The 18,302-nt window shown below is 65.9% G+C and carries 11 protein-coding genes and 8 pseudogenes; 10 read left to right on the top strand and 9 right to left on the bottom strand.

What is annotated here, in order from left to right:
* Nucleotides 1–702 precede the first annotated feature (702 nt).
* Nucleotides 703–2,056: pseudogene (locus BA895_RS07145) on the top strand (IS1380 family transposase).
* Between the two features lie 155 nt (nucleotides 2,057–2,211).
* On the opposite strand, the gene BA895_RS07140 reads toward BA895_RS07145, so the two are convergent.
* Nucleotides 2,212–2,547, bottom strand: a complete 336-nt coding sequence (locus tag BA895_RS07140) for a DoxX family protein (RefSeq protein WP_256388434.1) — start codon at nucleotides 2,545–2,547, stop codon at nucleotides 2,212–2,214.
* 246 nt (nucleotides 2,548–2,793) lie between these two features.
* Between BA895_RS07140 and BA895_RS07135 the strand changes: the two genes are divergently transcribed.
* Nucleotides 2,794–3,747 (top strand): sigma-70 family RNA polymerase sigma factor, encoded by a 954-nt coding sequence (locus BA895_RS07135; protein WP_254666368.1) that lies wholly within the window; start codon nucleotides 2,794–2,796, stop codon nucleotides 3,745–3,747.
* A gap of 498 nt (nucleotides 3,748–4,245) precedes the next feature.
* Here the strand turns inward: BA895_RS07135 and BA895_RS07130 are convergent, their stop codons facing one another.
* From BA895_RS07130 to BA895_RS07120, 3 genes are all read right to left on the bottom strand, one after another.
* Nucleotides 4,246–5,142 (bottom strand): aldo/keto reductase, encoded by an 897-nt coding sequence (locus BA895_RS07130; RefSeq protein ID WP_256388433.1) that lies wholly within the window; start codon nucleotides 5,140–5,142, stop codon nucleotides 4,246–4,248.
* Nucleotides 5,143–5,252: 110 nt separating this feature from the next.
* Nucleotides 5,253–5,705, bottom strand: coding sequence for a MerR family transcriptional regulator (locus BA895_RS07125; RefSeq protein WP_070191188.1), 453 nt, complete (start codon nucleotides 5,703–5,705; stop codon nucleotides 5,253–5,255).
* 629 nt (nucleotides 5,706–6,334) lie between these two features.
* Complete coding sequence (locus BA895_RS07120) at nucleotides 6,335–7,390, bottom strand: questin oxidase family protein (protein WP_070191187.1); 1,056 nt, start codon at nucleotides 7,388–7,390, stop codon at nucleotides 6,335–6,337.
* A gap of 253 nt (nucleotides 7,391–7,643) precedes the next feature.
* Between BA895_RS07120 and BA895_RS07115 the strand changes: the two genes are divergently transcribed.
* Nucleotides 7,644–7,895 (top strand): hypothetical protein, encoded by a 252-nt coding sequence (locus BA895_RS07115; protein WP_070191186.1) that lies wholly within the window; start codon nucleotides 7,644–7,646, stop codon nucleotides 7,893–7,895.
* Between the two features lie 258 nt (nucleotides 7,896–8,153).
* Here BA895_RS07115 and BA895_RS07110 read toward each other — a convergent pair.
* Nucleotides 8,154–8,576: pseudogene (locus tag BA895_RS07110) on the bottom strand (DUF6194 family protein).
* Between the two features lie 281 nt (nucleotides 8,577–8,857).
* Between BA895_RS07110 and BA895_RS07105 the strand changes: the two are divergent.
* Both BA895_RS07105 and BA895_RS07100 read left to right on the top strand, forming a co-directional pair.
* Nucleotides 8,858–9,775 carry an arginase family protein gene (locus BA895_RS07105; protein ID WP_371327700.1) on the top strand — a complete coding sequence of 306 codons (918 nt, stop codon included), beginning with the start codon at nucleotides 8,858–8,860 and terminating at the stop codon, nucleotides 9,773–9,775.
* Between the two features lie 138 nt (nucleotides 9,776–9,913).
* Nucleotides 9,914–10,936, top strand: a pseudogene (locus BA895_RS07100) (IS256 family transposase); the annotation flags it as partial.
* Nucleotides 10,937–11,044: 108 nt separating this feature from the next.
* On the opposite strand, the gene BA895_RS24370 reads toward BA895_RS07100, so the two are convergent.
* Together BA895_RS24370 and BA895_RS24875 are read right to left on the bottom strand one after the other, a co-directional pair.
* The gene (locus tag BA895_RS24370) at nucleotides 11,045–11,239 is read right to left on the bottom strand and encodes a transposase (RefSeq protein WP_254666371.1); all 195 of its coding nucleotides are present in this window, start codon (nucleotides 11,237–11,239) and stop codon (nucleotides 11,045–11,047) included.
* A gap of 1,084 nt (nucleotides 11,240–12,323) precedes the next feature.
* A pseudogene (locus tag BA895_RS24875) lies at nucleotides 12,324–12,431 on the bottom strand (transposase); the annotation flags it as partial.
* Nucleotides 12,432–12,680: 249 nt separating this feature from the next.
* On the opposite strand from BA895_RS24875, the pseudogene BA895_RS23015 reads away from it, so the two are divergent.
* The 3 pseudogenes from BA895_RS23015 to BA895_RS24865 all read left to right on the top strand — a co-directional run.
* Nucleotides 12,681–12,953: pseudogene (locus BA895_RS23015) on the top strand (transposase); the annotation flags it as partial.
* Nucleotides 12,954–13,213: 260 nt separating this feature from the next.
* Nucleotides 13,214–13,510, top strand: a pseudogene (locus tag BA895_RS24870) (transposase); the annotation flags it as partial.
* A gap of 45 nt (nucleotides 13,511–13,555) precedes the next feature.
* Nucleotides 13,556–14,056 (top strand): annotated as a pseudogene (locus tag BA895_RS24865) (IS630 family transposase); the annotation flags it as partial.
* Between the two features lie 27 nt (nucleotides 14,057–14,083).
* On the opposite strand, the gene BA895_RS07085 reads toward BA895_RS24865, so the two are convergent.
* Nucleotides 14,084–14,818 (bottom strand): class I SAM-dependent methyltransferase, encoded by a 735-nt coding sequence (locus BA895_RS07085; RefSeq protein WP_256388432.1) that lies wholly within the window; start codon nucleotides 14,816–14,818, stop codon nucleotides 14,084–14,086.
* Nucleotides 14,819–16,051: 1,233 nt separating this feature from the next.
* Entirely contained in the window at nucleotides 16,052–16,240 is a 189-nt protein-coding gene (locus BA895_RS23450) for a hypothetical protein (protein ID WP_139142539.1), read from the bottom strand.
* Between the two features lie 332 nt (nucleotides 16,241–16,572).
* Between BA895_RS23450 and BA895_RS07080 the strand changes: the two genes are divergently transcribed.
* Complete coding sequence (locus BA895_RS07080) at nucleotides 16,573–17,433, top strand: carbohydrate kinase family protein (RefSeq protein ID WP_070191183.1); 861 nt, start codon at nucleotides 16,573–16,575, stop codon at nucleotides 17,431–17,433.
* Between the two features lie 148 nt (nucleotides 17,434–17,581).
* Nucleotides 17,582–18,148 (top strand): annotated as a pseudogene (locus BA895_RS23010) (tyrosine-type recombinase/integrase); the annotation flags it as partial.
* Between the last annotated feature and the right edge of the window lie 154 nt (nucleotides 18,149–18,302).

Raw genomic sequence — 18,302 nt, 5'->3', positions numbered from 1 at the left:
CCCGCCAGCTCGAAGCCGGGCACGCCGTGCTGCGACAGCACTACCTATGGGAAGGACGGATCGAGGATCCGCTATGCGCCCAAATCGTCGACGAGGTCGTGTTGCCTCTTCTCCAGTTCACGCCAGCATGATGCGTGACGCTTCCGAACGAGGCTCTATCAGTGTGACACTGGCCATCGAACGGGCCACCGCAATTACCAAAGCGCCCGTGACGGTGGGCAGCGGTGGTGACCTATTCTCGGGTGGTGCCGTTTGGGTTGGCTCTGCGACATCTTTGGGGGCGCGCGCGGCCCATTCGACCCTGACCGAATCATGCAACAAGGCAGTGTCGTTCGCGACCAACCTGTAGGAGAGCTAAACGATGGCAGTTGCCAGATCCGGGTGCTATCGGCTTTGACCACGTTCTTACGAGCGGTTCGAGGTCGAAGCGGTATCCGGAAACTGCTCCGCGAACTCGACGCCGCCTGCGGCAGCCGCTACACCGCCAGATCGGACATGCAGATTGACTTGGGCTGACCGAGTCGACAGTGACGGGCCACGGTTGTCGTGATTCGCTCAGGTACCTTCGCCACGTGAGTTCAGCCCTGATCCACCGATTGGTGGGCGGGTGTAGCGAGTCGGGACGTGCGAATGCCCCTGCGGGGCGGGAGGATTGGACTTGTCTAGGGTCTGATCCGTGCCGTCCAGAGGGGCATCCGACAAGTGCAAGCATCGCACAAGGTTTCCGCGGTTTTCGATGACCCGAACCTGGTCGGCTCGGCCGGGCTGGTCCCGGTGCTGCGGCTGGCCGAACGCGCCGGCCTGCACGAGCTGCTCGAGCAGCATCTGAGCGTGGCATCGCCGAACGCGGCCGCGAAGACGACCGGGGTGATCGCGGGAATGCTCGCCGGCGCGGACAGCATCGATGACCTCGACGTGCTGCGCCACGGCGGCATGAGCCAAAGTCTTCGCCGGGGTCCGGGCGCCCTCGAGGTACGGCACGTTCCTGCGCGCGTTCACCTTCGGGCACGTCCGCCAGCTCGACGCGGTCGCCGCCCGCACCCTGGCCGGGCTCGCGACTCTTACGCCGCGGCTGTTGGCCGGGACCGAGGCGATGGCGTTCATCGATGTGGACGACACCATCCGGCAGGTCCACGGCTACGCCAAGCAGGGCGCCGCCTACGGCTACTCCGGCGTGAAGGGCGTGAATGCTCAGATCGCGGCCCTGTCCTCCCCGACCTGCGCTCCGGTGATCTCCGCGACCCGGCTGCGGAAGGGCAACAGCATCTCCGGGCACGGCGCGGCCCGCCGGATCGGGGACGCGGTCAGTGCTGCCCGCACGGCGGGGGTGGTCGGACAGGTGCTGGTCCGGGCCGACTCGGGCTACTACCGCCAGGACGTCATCGCCGCAGCCCTGGCCGCCAAAGCCCAGTTCTCGGTCACCGCACGGATGGACCCCGCTGTGAAGAGAGCGATCACGGCGATCCCCGAGCAGGCGTGGGCCACGATCAAGTACCCGCGGGCGATCTGGGACGAGGCGGAACGCCGGTGGATCTCGCAGGCGCAGGTCGCCGAAACGGTCTTCACCGCGTTCACCTCCCACCCCAAGAAACGCCAGGTGACCTGCCGGCTCGTCGTGCGCCGCGTCGCGCGCCTGAACCCCGCCTCGGCGGCCGGGCAGGACGAGCTGTTCCCCACCTGGCGCCACCACGCGTTCGTCACCAACAGCACCTTGACCACGGTGAATGCGGACGAGACCCACCGCGAGCACGCCATCATCGAGCAGGTCATCGCCGAGCTGAAGGACGGCCCCCTCGCGCATGCCCCCTCCGGGAAGTTCCAGGCCAACGGCGCCTGGCTCGCCCTGGCCGCCGTCGCGTTCAACCTGCTCCGCGCCGCCGGCGCCACCGCCTCCGCCCGGCATGCGAAAGCCCGATGGGCGACCCTGCGCACCCAGCTCATCTCAGTCCCCGCGCGGATCACGTCCTCGGCCCGGCGCCTGGTGCTGCACCTGCCGACCGACTGGCGCTGGGCGCCCGCGTGGCAAGACCTCTGGGCCACCGCCACCACACCCTGACTACCACGGCCCGAACGGCCCCGAGGAAAGACCCGACGTGGAAGAGCCGGACAGACCGGCCGATCCGCCACACCCACAAACCAACCGCGCAAGAATCACCCGACGAAAACGCCGACGGCAATTTCCGGAATCAGCATCGGTGGATCAGGGCTCAGTCAGCTCGGGAATGGCTCCGGCCCTAGGCGTCCAAAGGCCACGAATGCAGCCATGGCAAGGTAGATCAGGTTCAAAAGCACGAGCCTGAACTGGCCTAGTCGTCCATGAGTGATCATCGCCCCGACCATCAGCAGGATCCAGCAGAGGGCCGTCACTGAGACCATGACAGGCGCGATATTGAGCGCGCCGGGCAGGATCAGGCCCACCGCTGCCAGCAGCTCGAGGACGCCGAGCGTTTTGACGAAGCCCCTACTGGCCTGCCCGGTCCACTCGCCCCCGTGCTGCGCGGCTAGCCTCTTCTTGGGTAGGAACGTCTTCGTCAAGCCAGCGAGCAGGGCGACCCCCGGCCAGCAGCCCGGTAGTGATCCATAAGGCAGTGTTCATGGTGCTCCTTGCGTGAGCGGTTGATGCGCTACATGTTCCGGTTTTCGTCTGTCGGGTGGTGAGACCTCACTACTACGACGCCCGGGCCCTACGGTTGGTAACAGCGCTCGCCCAGGACGGACGACCGGTTTCTGCTCCCTGAGGTCTGATCGAGATACCTGACAGGGTTACCTCGGCTCTCTGGATCCGTCACTTGGGTGCGGGAGTACCTGATGAAAGGCTGCGATGTGGTGAAAGCGGACGAGCCCCTGGCGGAAGCCTTCGAGGAAGAACGTAGGCGACTGATGGCAGTGGCTTACCGGATGCTGGGGTCGAAGGCGGACGCCGAGGACGTGGTGCAAGAGGCGTGGCTGCGCTTAGCCCGCCAGGATGCTGGCATCGTCGAGAACCTCTCCGGCTGGTCGACGACCGTGGTGAGTCGGATCTGCATTGACGTGCTGCGATCGCGAAAAACCAAACCTGAAGTCTTATACGACGAAATACCGGAACTGCTCATCACTGAGGAGGGGGACGGATCACTCGAGGACGGCGCGGTGCTCGCCGAATCAGTCTCTTTGGCGCTTTTGGTGGTGCTCGAGGCGCTCGGTCCGGCCGAGCGGGTGGCGTTTGTGCTGCACGACATGTTTGCGATCCCATTTGAGGAGATCGGCCAGATCATCGGCAGGTCAGGGGACGCGGCCAAGGTGGCCGCGAGCCGGGCTCGCCGAAAGGTCCACGGCACGCATCGCGCCACGGTTTCTCGGCGCCAAGAGCGCGCGGTGGTCGACGCCTTTCTCGACGCCGCACGGCACGGGGATTTCGGTGGGCTCCTGCAGGTGTTAGACCCTGACGTCGTGTGGCGAAGCCACACCGCACGAGGTGTCGTCGTGAAGCTGGGGTCGACAGCCGTGGCCAGTCGCGCGCAACGCGGTGCGCGCGCTAAAGGGTCAGCTCGATCAGTGCGGGTCAACGGCCAGCCCGGAATTGTTGTGTGGTCGTTGGATGGACGGCCGCTGAGTGTGATGGCGTGCACCGTGGTCGGTGGTCGGATCCTTGACATCGTGTCCGTTACTGACCCGCAACGCCTCGCGACTCTAGAGTTGGGAGAGCCCCCCGACCTCGCGCCGGGAACCGGCGCAGTGGGTGGAGTTGACGGTCCTGACAAAGGATGACGAAAGCCTTCACCCGACTGGGCTGGTGCGCAGCTCTAGACCTCTCAGCGCTGTTGGGCCAGCTCTCGACCGACCGCAGCAAGGACATGCCGGGTCCTGCTCGATGACACAATCACCGAGCTGACCCCGCTGGTGGGTGTCGCGCCACCCGTCCGCGCTGCCCGAGCGGGAGCCGCGACGCCAGGCGCGGGCCCTGTCACCAGCGGAAGCGGCAGCCGTGCTGGCCGTGTCGCGCTCGGAACGGTTCGTGGACATGGCCCCGCCGAGGTCCACGCGACCCTGCTCGGTGCAGGGCGACTACCTGTGCTTTGTGGCCACCACGCACCGCCTCCTGCCTTGCGGCGGGAGGTCCGCGAACGGCGACACGCCAAGCCACCCACCCGGCCCGGGTCAAACCCTAGCTCGTCGCGTACGGCCCGAACCAGCGCGGGTCCTGGGAATATCACCAAACCCTTCTACCGCCCACTACGAACTGGGCCTGGCACAATTCGTGCTGAGCTACCACAACGGGGGAGCGGGTTCGTCGCTTGGGTACTGGGATGTTCCTTCCGGAGTGGTCACCGAGAGCGTCTCAAACTCGTCGTCGGATAGGTCCAGGTCGAGAGCCGCGAAGCAGTCGTTGATTGACTCGGGCCGTGTGCTTCCTGGGATGGTGATGACGTTCGGCGACGTGCGCAGGTGCCAGGCTAAGGCCACCTGATACACGCTGCGCCCGTGCGCGTCCGCGACGTCCTCGAAAGCGGCGTACTGCGTCCCGACCTTGTGGGCTCGGTCGGCTCCACCAAAGGGGCTCCAGGGTAAGAAAGCGACGCCAGCCTCGTTGGTGCGCTGGATGACGTCAGGGTGAGCCCGAAAGCGTGGGGAGTACTCGTTCTGGACCGCGATGATGCCCCCGACATCGACCGCTCCGCCCACGTCGAGGGCGACAGCCAGTTGTCGGGCGTCGATGTTAGACAGACCCACACGTTGGACTAGCCCATCGGACTGAAGGGCCAGCATGTTCTCAACTTGACGCGCGAACGATGGCGCCCGGGCCGGCCAGTGCAGGTAGTACAGGTCGATGCGCTCACACTCGAGCGCGGTCAGGCTTGCTTCACAGGCGGCGCGCAGGTGATCTCGGTTTGCATTTCGAACCGCCCCGCCCGGGCCCCAGTCGATCCCTGCCTTGGACGACACCACCACGTCCGGTGCCGTCCCGGTCCAGGTGGCAAGGGCCTCGGCCAGCAGGGCTTCACCGTGGCCCACTCGTTCCCAGCTCGGCGCGTAGATGTTGGCGGTGTCGAAGAGGCGCACACCGACGTCCAAGGCGGCGTGAACCGTGGCGATAGCACGGTCGCGATGGTCCAGCATCGGCTCCCACGACATCGGCATCGCGCCTAGCCCAACGGGTGGCACCGACCACGGACCCAACCTTCTGCGTGCTGTTCTCACGTGCTGCAACTCCCTTTCGCCTCGGCCGGCCCCTCGTATGGGTTCGGCTCCATGACACTGACTAATCTGACTGGCTACAGCGCGCGCCGGACGCCTTGACCTCGCAGGGTGGGAGTCGTGTTCATCCCGTGGGTGTCCACCGGCGGCACCGAATCGAGTTGCTGGGCGTAGACATCGATCTTGTGGGCGATCATCTTCAACGCGCCGTCCAGTGCGCGGCGCTGGGCCAGGACCTCGCGGCGGTGGGCCTTGAGCAGGTCGATGCGTCCCGCCAGTCCGTCGTTTCCTTGGCGCACCAGCTCTGCGAAACGCTTGAGCTCGCGAATTGGCAGTGCCGTTACCCGCAGACACCGCAGAACCTCGACCCATGCGACATCGTCCGCGTCGTATCGGCGCTGATTCCCAGCGTTGCGTGCCACGACGTTGAGCAAACCTTCCTGCTCGTAGTAGCGCAACGTTTCTGGGCTGATACCGCACCGGGTCGCCATCTCCTTCGGTGTCAACCACTCCACGTTCGTCTCGGCCATGAAAGTAGTAGACAACCTGGAGTGCACTTCGGGTCAAGCGGCACTCGGATGTCTCACTGTGGCGGCGGGTTGGTGGGTTTGCGTGACGAGCGGTCCCGTCTCCCCGGGCGGTCAGAACTTGTCAAGGTACTGGAGGTCAGTGGGGGTCAAAGAATGGCCCCGGTTTTGTCAGACATGCTGCGAGCCAGGCCTTGATGTTCGAGTGCCTGTGCGCGGCGTAGTTGTCCATCGCTAGGTGCAGCTCGGTCCCAGTGCCCTCGTCGGGGTAGGCGCGCGCGAGCGACCTGCCCTAGAAACGCGAGGAACTCCTGGTTGCGGTGGCGCGGTTTGCAGGCCCGGGTGACCTTGCACTTCGCGATCTCTATTGCCGCGAACAGGGTGCTGGTGCCGTGCCGGATGTAGTCATGGCAGCGGCGTTCCGATGCGGTCACAACCAGCGCTCAACTGCGGTCAGTACTCACGCACGTAGTACACTTGGACGACGATACGAAGCCGGCTGGCGTGACGGTGAGGACCAAGCGGGTTGTCTCAGTCCCGAACGCACGATGAGCTCGGCCCCACTGCGCGTCGGTGAGAGGTGGACGAGCTCGGGCCCGACCAGCACCCAACCCGGGTTGGCCACCTCAGGGCTACCTGTCGACGCCGACTCGGTCACGGAACCGGCGTGCGGCCACCAGGAGCGTGTCATCGCCGGTCCGGGCGTGCTCGCGCAGGCAGGCTTCGGTCAGTTTGATGACATGTTCGTCGCCATGTTGGACAGCCCGATGCGACAGCTCGTCGACCTCGCTTGATGGCAGTTCCTGAGCGTCGTGGGACTCAGCTTCGTGGCGTGGAGCGGCGTACGCCGCGATGATCGATCCGACGACCTGCCAGCTGACGGCGACACTCGCGACGGCGAGGCCCGCGTCTAGTTCGGGAAGGACCAGACGCACCGCGGCGGGTGCGGTGACCGCGTGACAGAAGGCAATGGGTGCATCATCGCGAGCAGCGAGGACGCGCGCGCTGGCCCCGATCAGCTCATCCAGGGCCAGGTCCGGGTCAGCCGGTGCTCCCCACGCGTTCAAGGCATGCGGCAACCTCGGCAGATGGTCCAGGGCCAAGAGCCGACCGGTGATGCCTTCACCCCGGCCTGGGAGGCTCGGATCCAGACGCGGCAGGTGGGCGGTCGCGACAACAGCCGCGTCCGACCCGTGCAGGTCCGGAGCTCCTGGAACCGTTTGATAGCGGGCGGCCCAGAACGCCAGGCCTTGAGCCAGTTCGTCAGTGAGCAACTCCTCTGGCTCCCTACCTGCAGAACGCAGAGAACGTACAGCGTGGGCGACCCGGATGACGCCGTGGGTGGCACTGGCCGCCATGCCGGGAAGCAGCCGGGGCCACCAGGTGCCAAGCATGTCCTGCCAGGGCTGCTCACCGATCTCGCGGCGCATCAGCCCCGTCCAGTCACCGATCAGGCGTTCGTTGCCCAGGTGCTCGCGCCACTGGCTACGCGCAATGCCGTGGCCGACCGTCGGTGCCGCGTCCAGGCGGGTGCGGTAACGATCAACCCAGGCAGGGACGGCCGAGGCTGCGTCCATCTGCGTCAAGGCTTCAGCGGCCATGGGGCCGTGGTTAGCCAGGAAACCACCGAACTCCGGCCCGGTGTCGCGAAGTCGGTCTAGCGCCTCAAGGAGGTTGTCGTTGGTCATCACACGAGTCTCTGACCTCAAGCCTCGTTGAAGTCAATGAGGCACTTCGGACCAGGCACCCAACGTGGTGTGACGGGGAAGCAACCTGTTTAGCAGGCGTCCGCTGTCGATCCGGCGAGAAAGGTGGTTGGTCGGTGGCCCCAGCGGGTGCTTGCGCCATCAGGAGGGTCAGCGCGGTGAGCCCGGGGTCAAGTCCTGATCGGTGGTGTACGACGATGATCCATCGAGGCTGTTCGGTTAGCTAGCGCACTACTTGGCTGATCTGGAGACCGACCTCGCCGCCGAGGTCGGTTGGGACGAACAGGCTCTTGCCTCGTTCGCTCACGTCAGCGACGTTGACCTGGCCCCGGTGGGCGTTCCCGCTGCTGCAGGTCTGGCCCCGAGCCTGCACCTGAACCTCGGCGATGGCTACCTGCGGCGGGCCGCACCTCTGAAGCACGAGATCAACTCAGCGCCGGGCTCGCCGCGCTCAATGCGTTGCCCGACGACGGCTACGGCGCGATGATTCGCCGCGGCCTGACCGGCCTAGAAGAGCCCGTCGCCGCCCAGCCCTGAGGCAACTCGATGAACGAGCATGTGTGCGTGCCGTCTGCGGATCGGCTATCGAACCGTTTGCGCAGGTGCTTCGTGCTACGTCGTTGTCGGTGCCAGGAGAGTCAGGCTCGGGTGCCGAGGCCTGAACACGGCATGCGGGTCCTCCACCGGGCGTAGCTCCACGCGGCCGACAGACCATGAAAGGCGCCATCGCGCTCAAGGGCAGTGGTCAGGCGTGGCGTCTGTTCCAGCGACGCTGAGCAGCAAAGTGGGCCTCACGCAGCAGTGCCCGCAGTTCCTCGGCGGTCTGGGGTCCTGGCTGCACGATGCAGACCCATCCCAACGGGCCCTATACGGGGTGAGGAAGAACTCCATCGCGCCTGCTGGGGTCTTGGCTCTCGGGCTGCCCTCGACGTCCCGCGTCGATGTTGAGCCGGAAGACCCCTGACGCGAGCCTTGATGATGGCTCCCCGGGGTAGTCCTTGGTCACCACAGTCGCGAACGGTTGACCGTTCGGGACCTTCCCGTCCGGGGCGTAGTAGAAGAACAGGTCACCCCACGCCACCTCGGGCGACCCGTCACCAGGGGTGGGTTGCACGGTGAGGACGCCCCCGAAGGACTCGACGTACCTGCTGATCTCATCGATAGTCATGGTTCAACCGAATCATTCGAGTGCTTGTGGAGGGTTCAGTGCGCACCGTCGACGTCGCCCGCAGCGCAGGCTGCTCGATCCAACAGGTCCGCAAGCTCGAGGCCGCCGGCGTGCTTCCTTTGGCCCAGCATCCAGACCAGGTCCAAGGCGCTGCTTCGAGGCACCGCCGCCCTCGCAGCACTCACCATCGACGGCCGCGAGACCACAGACCCATGATGAAAGGCGCGCAACGACCTCGCTCCGTATGACCATGGATCACCGGGATATGGTTTACGTGTCCCATGATGAACGACGAGGGTGGCTGTGTGTACGTGATCTGTGCTCCGAGCAATCTGGGGTTGCGGCCTCCGGCACCCACGGCCGTGCCAGGGACGTGCCGCGCACCCGAAGCTTTGCGTGATGCCGGCCTATGGCGTCGCCTGCAGGTGAGCCCGGAGCGGGACCTGGGGGTGGTGTTGCCCGGTCGTTACCTCGACGACGCTCAGCCGGGCCGGCTTCGAAACCAGGATCTGATCGTCGCGTACACGCGGCTGCTGGCAGATCGCCTCGACCAAGTTCCCCGCGACGCCCAGACCCTCGTGCTCGGCGGCGACTGCAGCATCCTGCTCGCGGCTGGGGTGCACCTACGCCGCCGCGGCCGTTTCGGGCTGATTCACCTTGATGGCCACACCGACTACCGCAACCCCGCCAACTCCGAGCAATGTTCCAGTTTGGCCGGGGAAGACCTCGCCGCCGCCACCGGTAAACATTGGCCCAGCGTGGCGAACCTCGACAACCTCGGCCCCTACTTCAACCCCAGCGACACGGTGCACCTGGGATGCCGAGATGACGACGAGAACCTTTCCGAGGTGCGCGAAGACATCGCCGACCTCGTGCCAGCCTCGCAATGGCGGCACGATCCTGCCAACGCGGCCCGCCGCGCCCTGGCCGTGGTCAGTAGGCCCGAGCTCGATGGGTACTGGATCCACCTCGATGTCGATGTGGTGGACCCGGCCTACCTTCCCGCGGTCGACAGCCCCGATGCTGGCGGCGTCACCCCCGACGAGCTGAGCGATCTTCTCCGCACCGTTCTGCCCCAGGCGTGTGGTCTGCAAATCACGGTCTACGACCCCGATCTTGACCCCGACGGCGCCTGCGCTCGACTGCTGGTGGAGACGATCGCCTCCGCGTTAGCGTCCTTGCCCACGATCCAGGACTAAGACCGGAAGCGAAGCTTTCATTCACGGTCTGTGGAACGGGGGTCTGTCCGCCCAACGGTGTTTCTGGCCCAACGCGCCGACAGGGTCGGCGAGGAAGGCTGGTCACCGATGACCACGACACACTCGAGCATGAGCTCGATGCCAAAGGACGCGAAGAAGACCGCCAAGCCAGGTGAGGCTGAACGGGCCGCGGTGCGGGAGCTGGTCAAGGCCGCCCGCGCCCGCGGGGATGACCTGACCGGCCCGGACGGGCTGCTGAAGATGATCACGGCCACCGTCTTGCAGGCCGCGCTGGACGAGGAGATGACCGAGCACCTCGGCCACGAGAAACACCGACCTACAGCCGACCCGGGCGGGAACGTGCGTAACGGCACCCGACCCAAGACGGTGCTGACCGACGCCGCCGGGGAGGTCGCCATCGAGGTCCCCCGGGACCGGGCCGGCACGTTCGAGCCGGTCATCGTGGCGAAGCGGCAGCGGCGCCTGATCGACGTCGACGCGATCGCGATCTCGTTGTACGCCAAGGGGTTGACCACCGGTGAGATCTCCGCGCACTTCGCCGAGATCTACGGCGCGTCCATCTCCAAGGACACCGTCAGTCGGATCACCGACAAGGTTGTCGAGGAGATGCAGGGGTGGGCGTCACGGCCCCTGCAGGGGGTGTATGCGGCGATCTTCATCGACGCGATTTACGTAAAGGTCAGGGACGGTCAGGTCGGTAACCAGCCGTTCTACGCCGCGATCGGGGTCGACCTGGGTGGCCGGCGGGACGTGCTCGGGTTGTGGGCCGGTAAAGGCGGGGGGGAGTCGGCGAAGTTTTGGATGAGCGTGCTCGCGGACCTGAAGAACCGCGGTGTGGCCGACGTGTTCTTCGTCGTCTGCGACGGCCTCAAGGGCCTGCCGGACAGCGTCAACGCGGTCTTCCCGGCCGCGATCGTGCAGGCGTGCGTGATCCACCTCATCCGGGCCACGCTGCGCTACGCCTCCCGCACGTACTGGGACCAGCTGACCAAAGACCTGCGGGCGATCTACACCGCGCCCTCGGTCGAGGCGGCGTGGGCTGGGTTCGAGGAGCTCGAGGAGAAGTGGGGCAAGCCCTACCCCGCGATCCCGAAGCTGTGGCGGGCCGCGTGGGAGGAGTTCACCCCGTTCCTCGCGTACGGAGGCTGTCGCGAAATGGGGTTCGGCGCCGACACTGGAGCGGCCGCGTGAGGTCCGGGTCCTAACCCGGTCTCTTGTGGTCGTGTGCAGGGGTTTACCCGTTCGCGCTTAGGCGGTTGCGCGGTGGATCTTCAGGAGGTTGAAAGCGGTCGCGGCGAGTTGGATCTCGCTGAGGGCGTTGTCCAGGCCTCGGCGGGAGAAGCGGTCGATGATCTTCTTCAGGTTCCCGATACCAGGTTCGACGGTCGATCCTCGCCGCTTGTACTGCTCGACACCCTCGGTGGTGCGCAACCGATGCTCCATCGCCTGGCGCGGTGTGGCCCCCGGTGGTGGCGCTCCCGTCGCAGGCCTCGTCTTCGCAGCGCGGAACTGGTCCCGGTTCTTGCCCAGAGCGATCAGCCGCGGCGGGCCGGGCGCCGAGGAGGTTGGTGTCGCTGGCGTACCCGGCGTCGGCAAGGACCGTGCCGATCACGTGCTCCTCGTTGCCGGTGTGCGCATGCAGCAACGCAGCGGCTTCCTGTGCGGCGTTGAGCATCGGCACGAACGAGCCTTGGTCGGTGGTGGCCTGTCCAACTTGGACAGCGACGATGATCTGATCGGCGGTCACCGCGACCTGGGTGTTGTAGCCCTGTACGAAACCCTTGCGTGTGGGCATGATCCGAGACTGCGGATCGGTCGTGTTCGCAACGACTTTCGGCAGGCCTGCCGCCGCTGCCCGGCTCGACTTGGTTGCTTTGGCGTGAACCGGCTCAGCGGCCTGCTCCGCAGCTTGGACCACCCGGCGGGCGCGCGCCACCCGGCTGCTGGCCTCCATCGGTACCGGAGGCCGCCCCGGCAGGGCCCGACCCTGCGCGACGGCGGCCGCACGCCGATCAAGCTTGCCCTGATGCTCGGCGACCTCGCGCGCCAAGTGCGCTTGGGCCTCACCGAGGCGGTGCGGCCCCTCAGGGATACGACCGCGCACCGGTTCGCCGGCCTCTGAGCGCCGGCGACGCTCCACGGCCGCCTCGTCCCGCCTTTGGTCCGCGCGGGCTCGCCGCCCGGCTTGGGCTGCGACCTCAGCGGCCGCCGCACGGATCCGCCGAGCCCGGCCGGAGCGATCACCCAGCGGCCCGGGAACCCGGTCCGAGGATCCCTCGCCTCCGCAGGCGGCGGCTGCGTCCTCGGCCGCGTCGGTCTGCTCGGCGTCCGCGATCATCTCGCCCACCTGACGCTCCAGCCACTCCTGGCCGCGGTTGGCGTCCAGCGAAGCGTTAGCCGCGATCTTGGTGCCGTCGATCGCGACTGTCCCGAACCGGGCCAGCCCAGCATGGGCGGCGACCAGCAACACTTGAGTGAACAACGCCGCGAACGCGTCTTGGCAGTCCACACGGAACCGCGCGATCGTGCTGTGGTCAAGAACGTCTTGGACGCACAGCACCCGGAACGCCACATCCATGGCGCACAACCGCTCGACCTGACGCGAGGACCGCACCCCACGGCAGTAGGCGTACATCAGCAGACCAAGCAGCATGGTCGGGTCATACCCGCGGGCGCCTACCCCACCGAGACGACGGCACCGGTCAAAGTCGCTGGTATCCACCGCGTCCAACGTGTCGAGCAGGAACCACACCAAGTGGTCCGCGGGGAGCCACTCGCGCATGTCCGGGGCGAGAAGAAACGCCTGATCACGCCGCACTGGGCGGTAGGAGTTGGCCACACACCGTACTCCCAAACCGGAGTCCCAGAGCCCCGCCGCGACACCCCATTTTGCGACAGCCTCTACGACGTCGAGATCCGCCGGATCCTGTTCTTTACGAACGCGATCGAGTCTCTGAACGCCCGCTACCGGCGGGCGGTCGGGGCGCGGGGTCACTTCCCCACGGAGCAGGCCGCGTTGAAGTGTCTGTACCTGGTGACGCGGGGGCTGGACCCCAAGGGCACGGGGCAGGCACGATGGACCATGCGGTGGAAGCCCGCCCTCAACGCTTTCGCCGTCACCTTCGCTGACCGCATGCCGGCCGACGAAAACCTCTGAGATCACATGCCAGAAACACAGTGAGACTGGTTGGCAAGTCCTGAGGCGGTCTGACTCGCAGAAACACCGGCGCCCTCACGGGTTGCCTTTGAACGGATTGGTCGACCGCCTCAGGACCTGCGAGCCAGCGATTACTAGACGCGTTGCCTGACTTGATAGAAGCCTGGGCGAACAGGCCCTCATCACTGTGCTGTCGACAACCCGTCGGCTGCTGGCCCGCCACACGTATCCGATCCATACCGAAGGTGGCACCACCAGCCATGCCAGAAGAACTCCACGGCGCTACCGGCGTCGGCGCCGTCATTGTCGGCGTCGATACCCACAAGGATCTCCACGTTGCCGTCGCGGTCGATGGCCTCGGCCGCCGGCTGGGTGAACATGCCAGCAGCACTGACCCGGCTGGGCTCAAAGACCTGTTGCGGTGGGCCCACGAACTGGGCCCGGGCTGCCGTTGGGGCATCGAAGGCACCAGCAGCTACGGCGCAGGCCTGAGCAGAGTGCTGCAAGCAGCCGGCGCGAGCGTCCACGAGGTGTGCCGCCCGAACCGTCGGGTCCGGCGTACCCGAGGCAAGTCCGACCCCATCGACGCTGAAGCCGCGGCTCGTGCCGGGACCTCGACCTTGTTCGCGTCGCTGGAGATCGCCACCGGAAAAGTGACCGCAGCCTGCAAACCGCGCCACCGCCACCAGGAGTTCCTCGCGTTTCTCAAGCAGGTCGCCCGGGCCTACCCCGACCGCGGCGATGGGCAGGCGTTGCACCTGGTGCTGGACAACTACGCCACCCACAAGAAGGTCGAGGTGCGGGGCTGGCTCGCGGCGAACCCGCGGATCCACGTCCACAACACCGCGACTTCCGGGTCGTGGCTCAACCTGGCCGAGGTGTGGTTCGGGATCATCGAACGCCAGGCCATCCACCGCGGCTCTTTCGGGTCCGTCAGAGATCTCAACGCGAAGATCCGAGCCTTCATCGATGGCTGGAACGACCGCTGCCACCCGTTCGTGTGGACAAGATCGCCGAACAAGTCCTCAAGAAAGCCAACCGTCAGCCAACTTCAAACACGAGCCACTAGCCCGGCCCTAGACCTCCTGGCGCGTGGGACTTAACTTGGACGTGGCCCGCAGCGCTCACGGCTAGCGGGGACGATGACCATTCCAGGCGAAGTGCAGGGCGACGATGCCCGCGGTTAGATTCCGGTGCCCGACGTCGGCCCACCCCGCAGTTGCGAGCACATGATCCAGCGCCTGCTGATCTGGCCAGTCGGCCACTGACTCAGCGAGGTACTGGTAGGCCAATGGGTTGGACGACACGAGTCGGCCAACAAGCGGGATCGCTCGTGGAAGGTAGTGCCGGTAGAGACCCCGGAGCAGGCCCCAGGTCGGGGTTGAGAACTCTGCGACGACGATCCGGCCGCCGTCTCTGACGACGCGTCGCATCTCCTGAAGGGCTGCGAGGGGGTTCTCGATGTTGCGCAGACCGTAGGAGATAGTCACGGTGTCGAACGAGGCGTCGTCGAAGGGAAGGTCCAATGCGTCCCCTTCGACGAATTGCAGTCCGGGACACTGGCGTCGTCCCACCTCGACCATGCCTCTTGACCGGTCACAGGCCACCACCCGGGCACCCGCTGCGACCAGCGGCGTCGAAGATGTTCCCGTCCCGGCAGCAAGATCAAGGATGCGTTCGCCGCGACGTGGGGCGATGGCCACCGTCGTAGCCTTTCGCCATCGACGGACTTGCCCACCGGTCATTACCATGTTCACCAGGTCATAGCGGCGGGCGACATGATCGAACATGTCCTGGATCTGAGCGGGCCTCTTATCCAGCCCAGCGCGGGACTCTCCCCTGGGGGAAACGTGTGCATCCTTCACGATCGTGCTCCGACTCTCGAACAGCGTTTCATCAGTGCGAACGGACACTGTGAGGACACGGTGGCCAGCGCGGTCAACCCTCGCCCGCGGGTCCAGGTCAGCCGCGCGAGGTCGTCGGTTGGTGGCCGCCTTGGTGGCTACTGGGCGGTGTGGTGGACGGGTGTCTCAGGTGTATGACACTTGCTGTTCGGAGTCGATTCATTCGACATAGACCGAATGTTGCTGGCCGGCAACGACTCTCGAGTGGAGGTGTTGGCATGGACCCGTCGTATCGACCCGGTGATGCTGGGGTGCTGGGGTGCTGCGTTGGTGTCCGTTACGCCGAATCGGTCCGAGGAGGGTTGGCCCACCCGGGGTGAACTGCAGCGTGAGTGCGTGCCGGCTCCACGAAACACAGAGGGGCATCAAGGAGTCGGACCGCTGAGACGATGATCCCTGCAGCATAACGAGCCGACGAACGGTACAGCGCAGCACCTTGGACCCTTGGCGAAGATGCTGGCAGAACGGCATCTGTCGGTGTGGGACGGCAGGGCAGGGCTGGGCGTCGAAGAACTTTGGGCCGGGTAGACCGACCCCACCACCGACCTACCCCAGGGCCACGCGGCAGCGGGCAGTGTGGCTCCGGCTGCGGAGCGACCGGGCCGTAGGGGCGCGGGACGTTTCGTGTGTGGGTCAAAGACGTAGTGCCCTTGTGAGGCGCGCCATGGGCTGGGGTGAACCCAGACGACTGGTTCTGGGCTCGCCTCGCGGTGCCGCTCTGAGGAAGGGGGTATGGCGATGACGCATGATGTTCAGCTGTCAGCAGGCTCCGTGCTGACTTGGTTCGGCTTCGTGATCTGGGTGACGCCAGAGTCGCCAACCTCAGACATGGTTCGGACCGCCGTCGCGAGGTGTCGAGTTCGTTGCAAGAAGGGGCGCCGTCGAGGTGGTGCCGCATGTGCGTGTCCGGCCGGCCCCGGCGTGACGGGGGTCTCGTCACACCGGGGCCGTGGGGTCGCTGACCGCGATACCGGGGGGCGAGACGGTTCGACGGGTCAGCGGGTCCAAGGGTGCAACACGAGTAGTTCCTCACAGCACCTAGCCGGAGAATCGACGGTCACGTCGTGGCATCAGAAGACTGGGCCATTGCCATTGTGGCATGCCGTCCAATCTGGTTGTGCCGAAGGGGATTCCATAGGTGCGAGGTGAACGACTTCGTTAGGGCGGCGGCGGTGCTCCGGTTCTGGAACCGCTTCAGCCCCAGTGGTTGCCGTCATCGGTCGCGGCAGACCCGCCGTGGTGGCCGACCGAGTCCCAGACAATACCGCTGGCGGTGGTGGGGGCGGATTGGGTTCCGACCGAGTCCCAAATTATGCCGCTGGCGGTGACTCCGAGGGTGAGTGTCAGGGCGGAAACTGCCCTGGCCAGTTTGTTGCGAACCATGATGTTGACCCCTTCAGTGCTCAGGTGGGGAACCAGCCGGGGCGGGTGGTTCGTGACGGGTGGTGGTTCTTCTCGGCCCCGGGGTGGTTGCCCGTTCCGGGTGCCGTTAGGTCAGGTCTATGACGGCTATGTGCTCGGAGTCGACTCATTCGACTCGGACCGAATCTTGCCGGTCCGCAGCGTCTGTCGCTCACTGGACCCGTCTCACCTCACCGGAACGTTAGGTGGTGGACCGGTTGAGCATCAGGCCGGCCCGGGCTGGGGTGGTTTAACCCAGCTCGGGCCGGCCGCAGTGTGGCGGGGGGAACGCTCCAGAGGGGATACTCATTTGTGTGACACGAAGCAGCAATGGGGTTGTGGTGGTGGGGCCATCGTCCTGGAACACGATTGTCCAGCTAGCTCACCTGCCCGCTCAACGCCCGCAAACATTGTTCGCGTCGGGATCGTGGACAACGCTGGGTGGTACGTCCGCGGGGAAGACGTTGCACCTCGCCGAACTAGGTGTTCGGCCGCTGCTGTTGAGCACGGTCGTAGGTGATGATGACGTGGCGGACCTCATCCGCACTGCCCTCACAAATCGTGGGCTCGATGTGGTGCTTGAGCGTGCCAGCGGGCGTTCCGAGCAACACCTGAATCTGATGGCCGGCGCCGCCCGGGTGTCTATCTACCTGTCCCTCCCGGCGGTGCCGCCCGGAGCGGTCCCGGTAGAAACGCAAGAGGCGATCGGGCGTGCCGACCACGTAGTCCTCGACCTGTCCGAGCGCGCCCGAGACGCGATCCCGTACGCCGTGTCGAGTCAGGCAACGGTGTGGACAGACCTACACGACTACGACGGTCAATCGGCCTATCACCGGCCCTTTCGGGATGCAGCCGACATCGTGTTCATGAGCAGCGACGCCTTACCAGACCCTCGATCATTGATGCTCGAGATGCGCGCTGAGGGCAAGCAGCTCGTGGTGTGCACGCGGGCTTCCGAGGGTGCCATCGCCTTAGACGCCGCGGGGTGGCATCAAGTCGACGCGCTACCCGCGACGGTGGTTGATACCAACGGGGCGGGCGACGCGTTTCTGGCTGGCTTCTTGTCCGCTACCAGAGGTGGCGAAGGGGTCGGGTCTGCGCTGCGGTCAGCAGCAGCCCAGGCTGTCCGAGCCCTCGGTTCGCGTCACCTCAGTCCGCTCCTCGACGAACGTTAAGACCACCATTTCGCAGATGGGCGGCATCGGCCAATGGCTACGCCCGGCCATTGCGTGCTGGGTCTTAACGCCTTGACCATTTGGGGTCGGCTTTTGTGCGTCACCCCGCCAGCGACAGGGCGTCGTCTCGGCCCTTCCCGAGAATCGACGCGCCATCGCCCTCCTGTGTTCCTGGTGCGCTCTTCGAATTGGGGAGGTACTTGAGCTTCGCCGAAAGGACATCGACCTCACCAGGGGTACGGTGCAGATCGAGCGCTCGGTAGCGAGAGTCAGGGGTGCGCCCATTGTCGGCACCCCGAAGTCAGCTGCCGGCCGTCGGTCGGTGACCGTGCCACCGCATGTCATCCCCGCCCTGACCGAGCACCTCGCCCGACATGTGGGTCGAGAGAAAGAGGCGCTTCTTTTACCAGCTCGAGACGGTCTTAGCCACCTGCAACCAACCGTGTTTCAGGACGCCTTCCACAAGGCCCGGGTCTTAGCGGGGAGGGAAGACCTCAGAGTCCACGACCTTCGACACACTGGGGCGACGTGGGCGGCGATGACTGGAGCGACACTTGCGGAATTGCAACAGCGACTGGGCCATTCGTCGGTGGCGGCCGCCCTCCGCTACCAGCACGCCGCGGCAGGCCGCGATGTCGAGATCGCAGCGGCCCTATCGGTTCTGGCCTCCGGAGTGCAGCATCCAAGCGGGCTTCGAATTGATCGTGACGAATGAGCACACCAACCAGGCTCCGGGTAACCTGGCCCTCGGTGAACAACCACCCAGACGATCAGGTCAGTCAGCGGGTTGGGAGTCGAACCATCATGTTGTCAACATCGTTCGGGTCGACTCGAAGAATGCGGGGTCCGCTGCGCCCGCCTGACCCTCC

Source organism: Humibacillus sp. DSM 29435 (assembly GCF_001758225.1).
GTDB lineage: Bacteria > Actinomycetota > Actinomycetes > Actinomycetales > Dermatophilaceae > DSM-29435.
Note: the sequence above shows the minus strand (reverse complement) of the source record. Positions and strands in the feature narration are given on the sequence as shown.

What these genes read in the sequence shown, in the direction of transcription:
- BA895_RS07125 (WP_070191188.1), bottom strand. Translation starts at nt 5,705, where the DNA reads ATGGCCGAGACGAACGTGGAGTGGTTGACACCGAAGGAGATGGCGACC.
- BA895_RS07120 (WP_070191187.1), bottom strand. Translation starts at nt 7,390, where the DNA reads ATGACCAACGACAACCTCCTTGAGGCGCTAGACCGACTTCGCGACACC.
- BA895_RS07105 (WP_371327700.1), top strand. Translation starts at nt 8,858, where the DNA reads ATGATGAACGACGAGGGTGGCTGTGTGTACGTGATCTGTGCTCCGAGC.
- BA895_RS24370 (WP_254666371.1), bottom strand. Translation starts at nt 11,239, where the DNA reads ATGGAGCATCGGTTGCGCACCACCGAGGGTGTCGAGCAGTACAAGCGG.
- BA895_RS23450 (WP_139142539.1), bottom strand. Translation starts at nt 16,240, where the DNA reads ATGGTTCGCAACAAACTGGCCAGGGCAGTTTCCGCCCTGACACTCACC.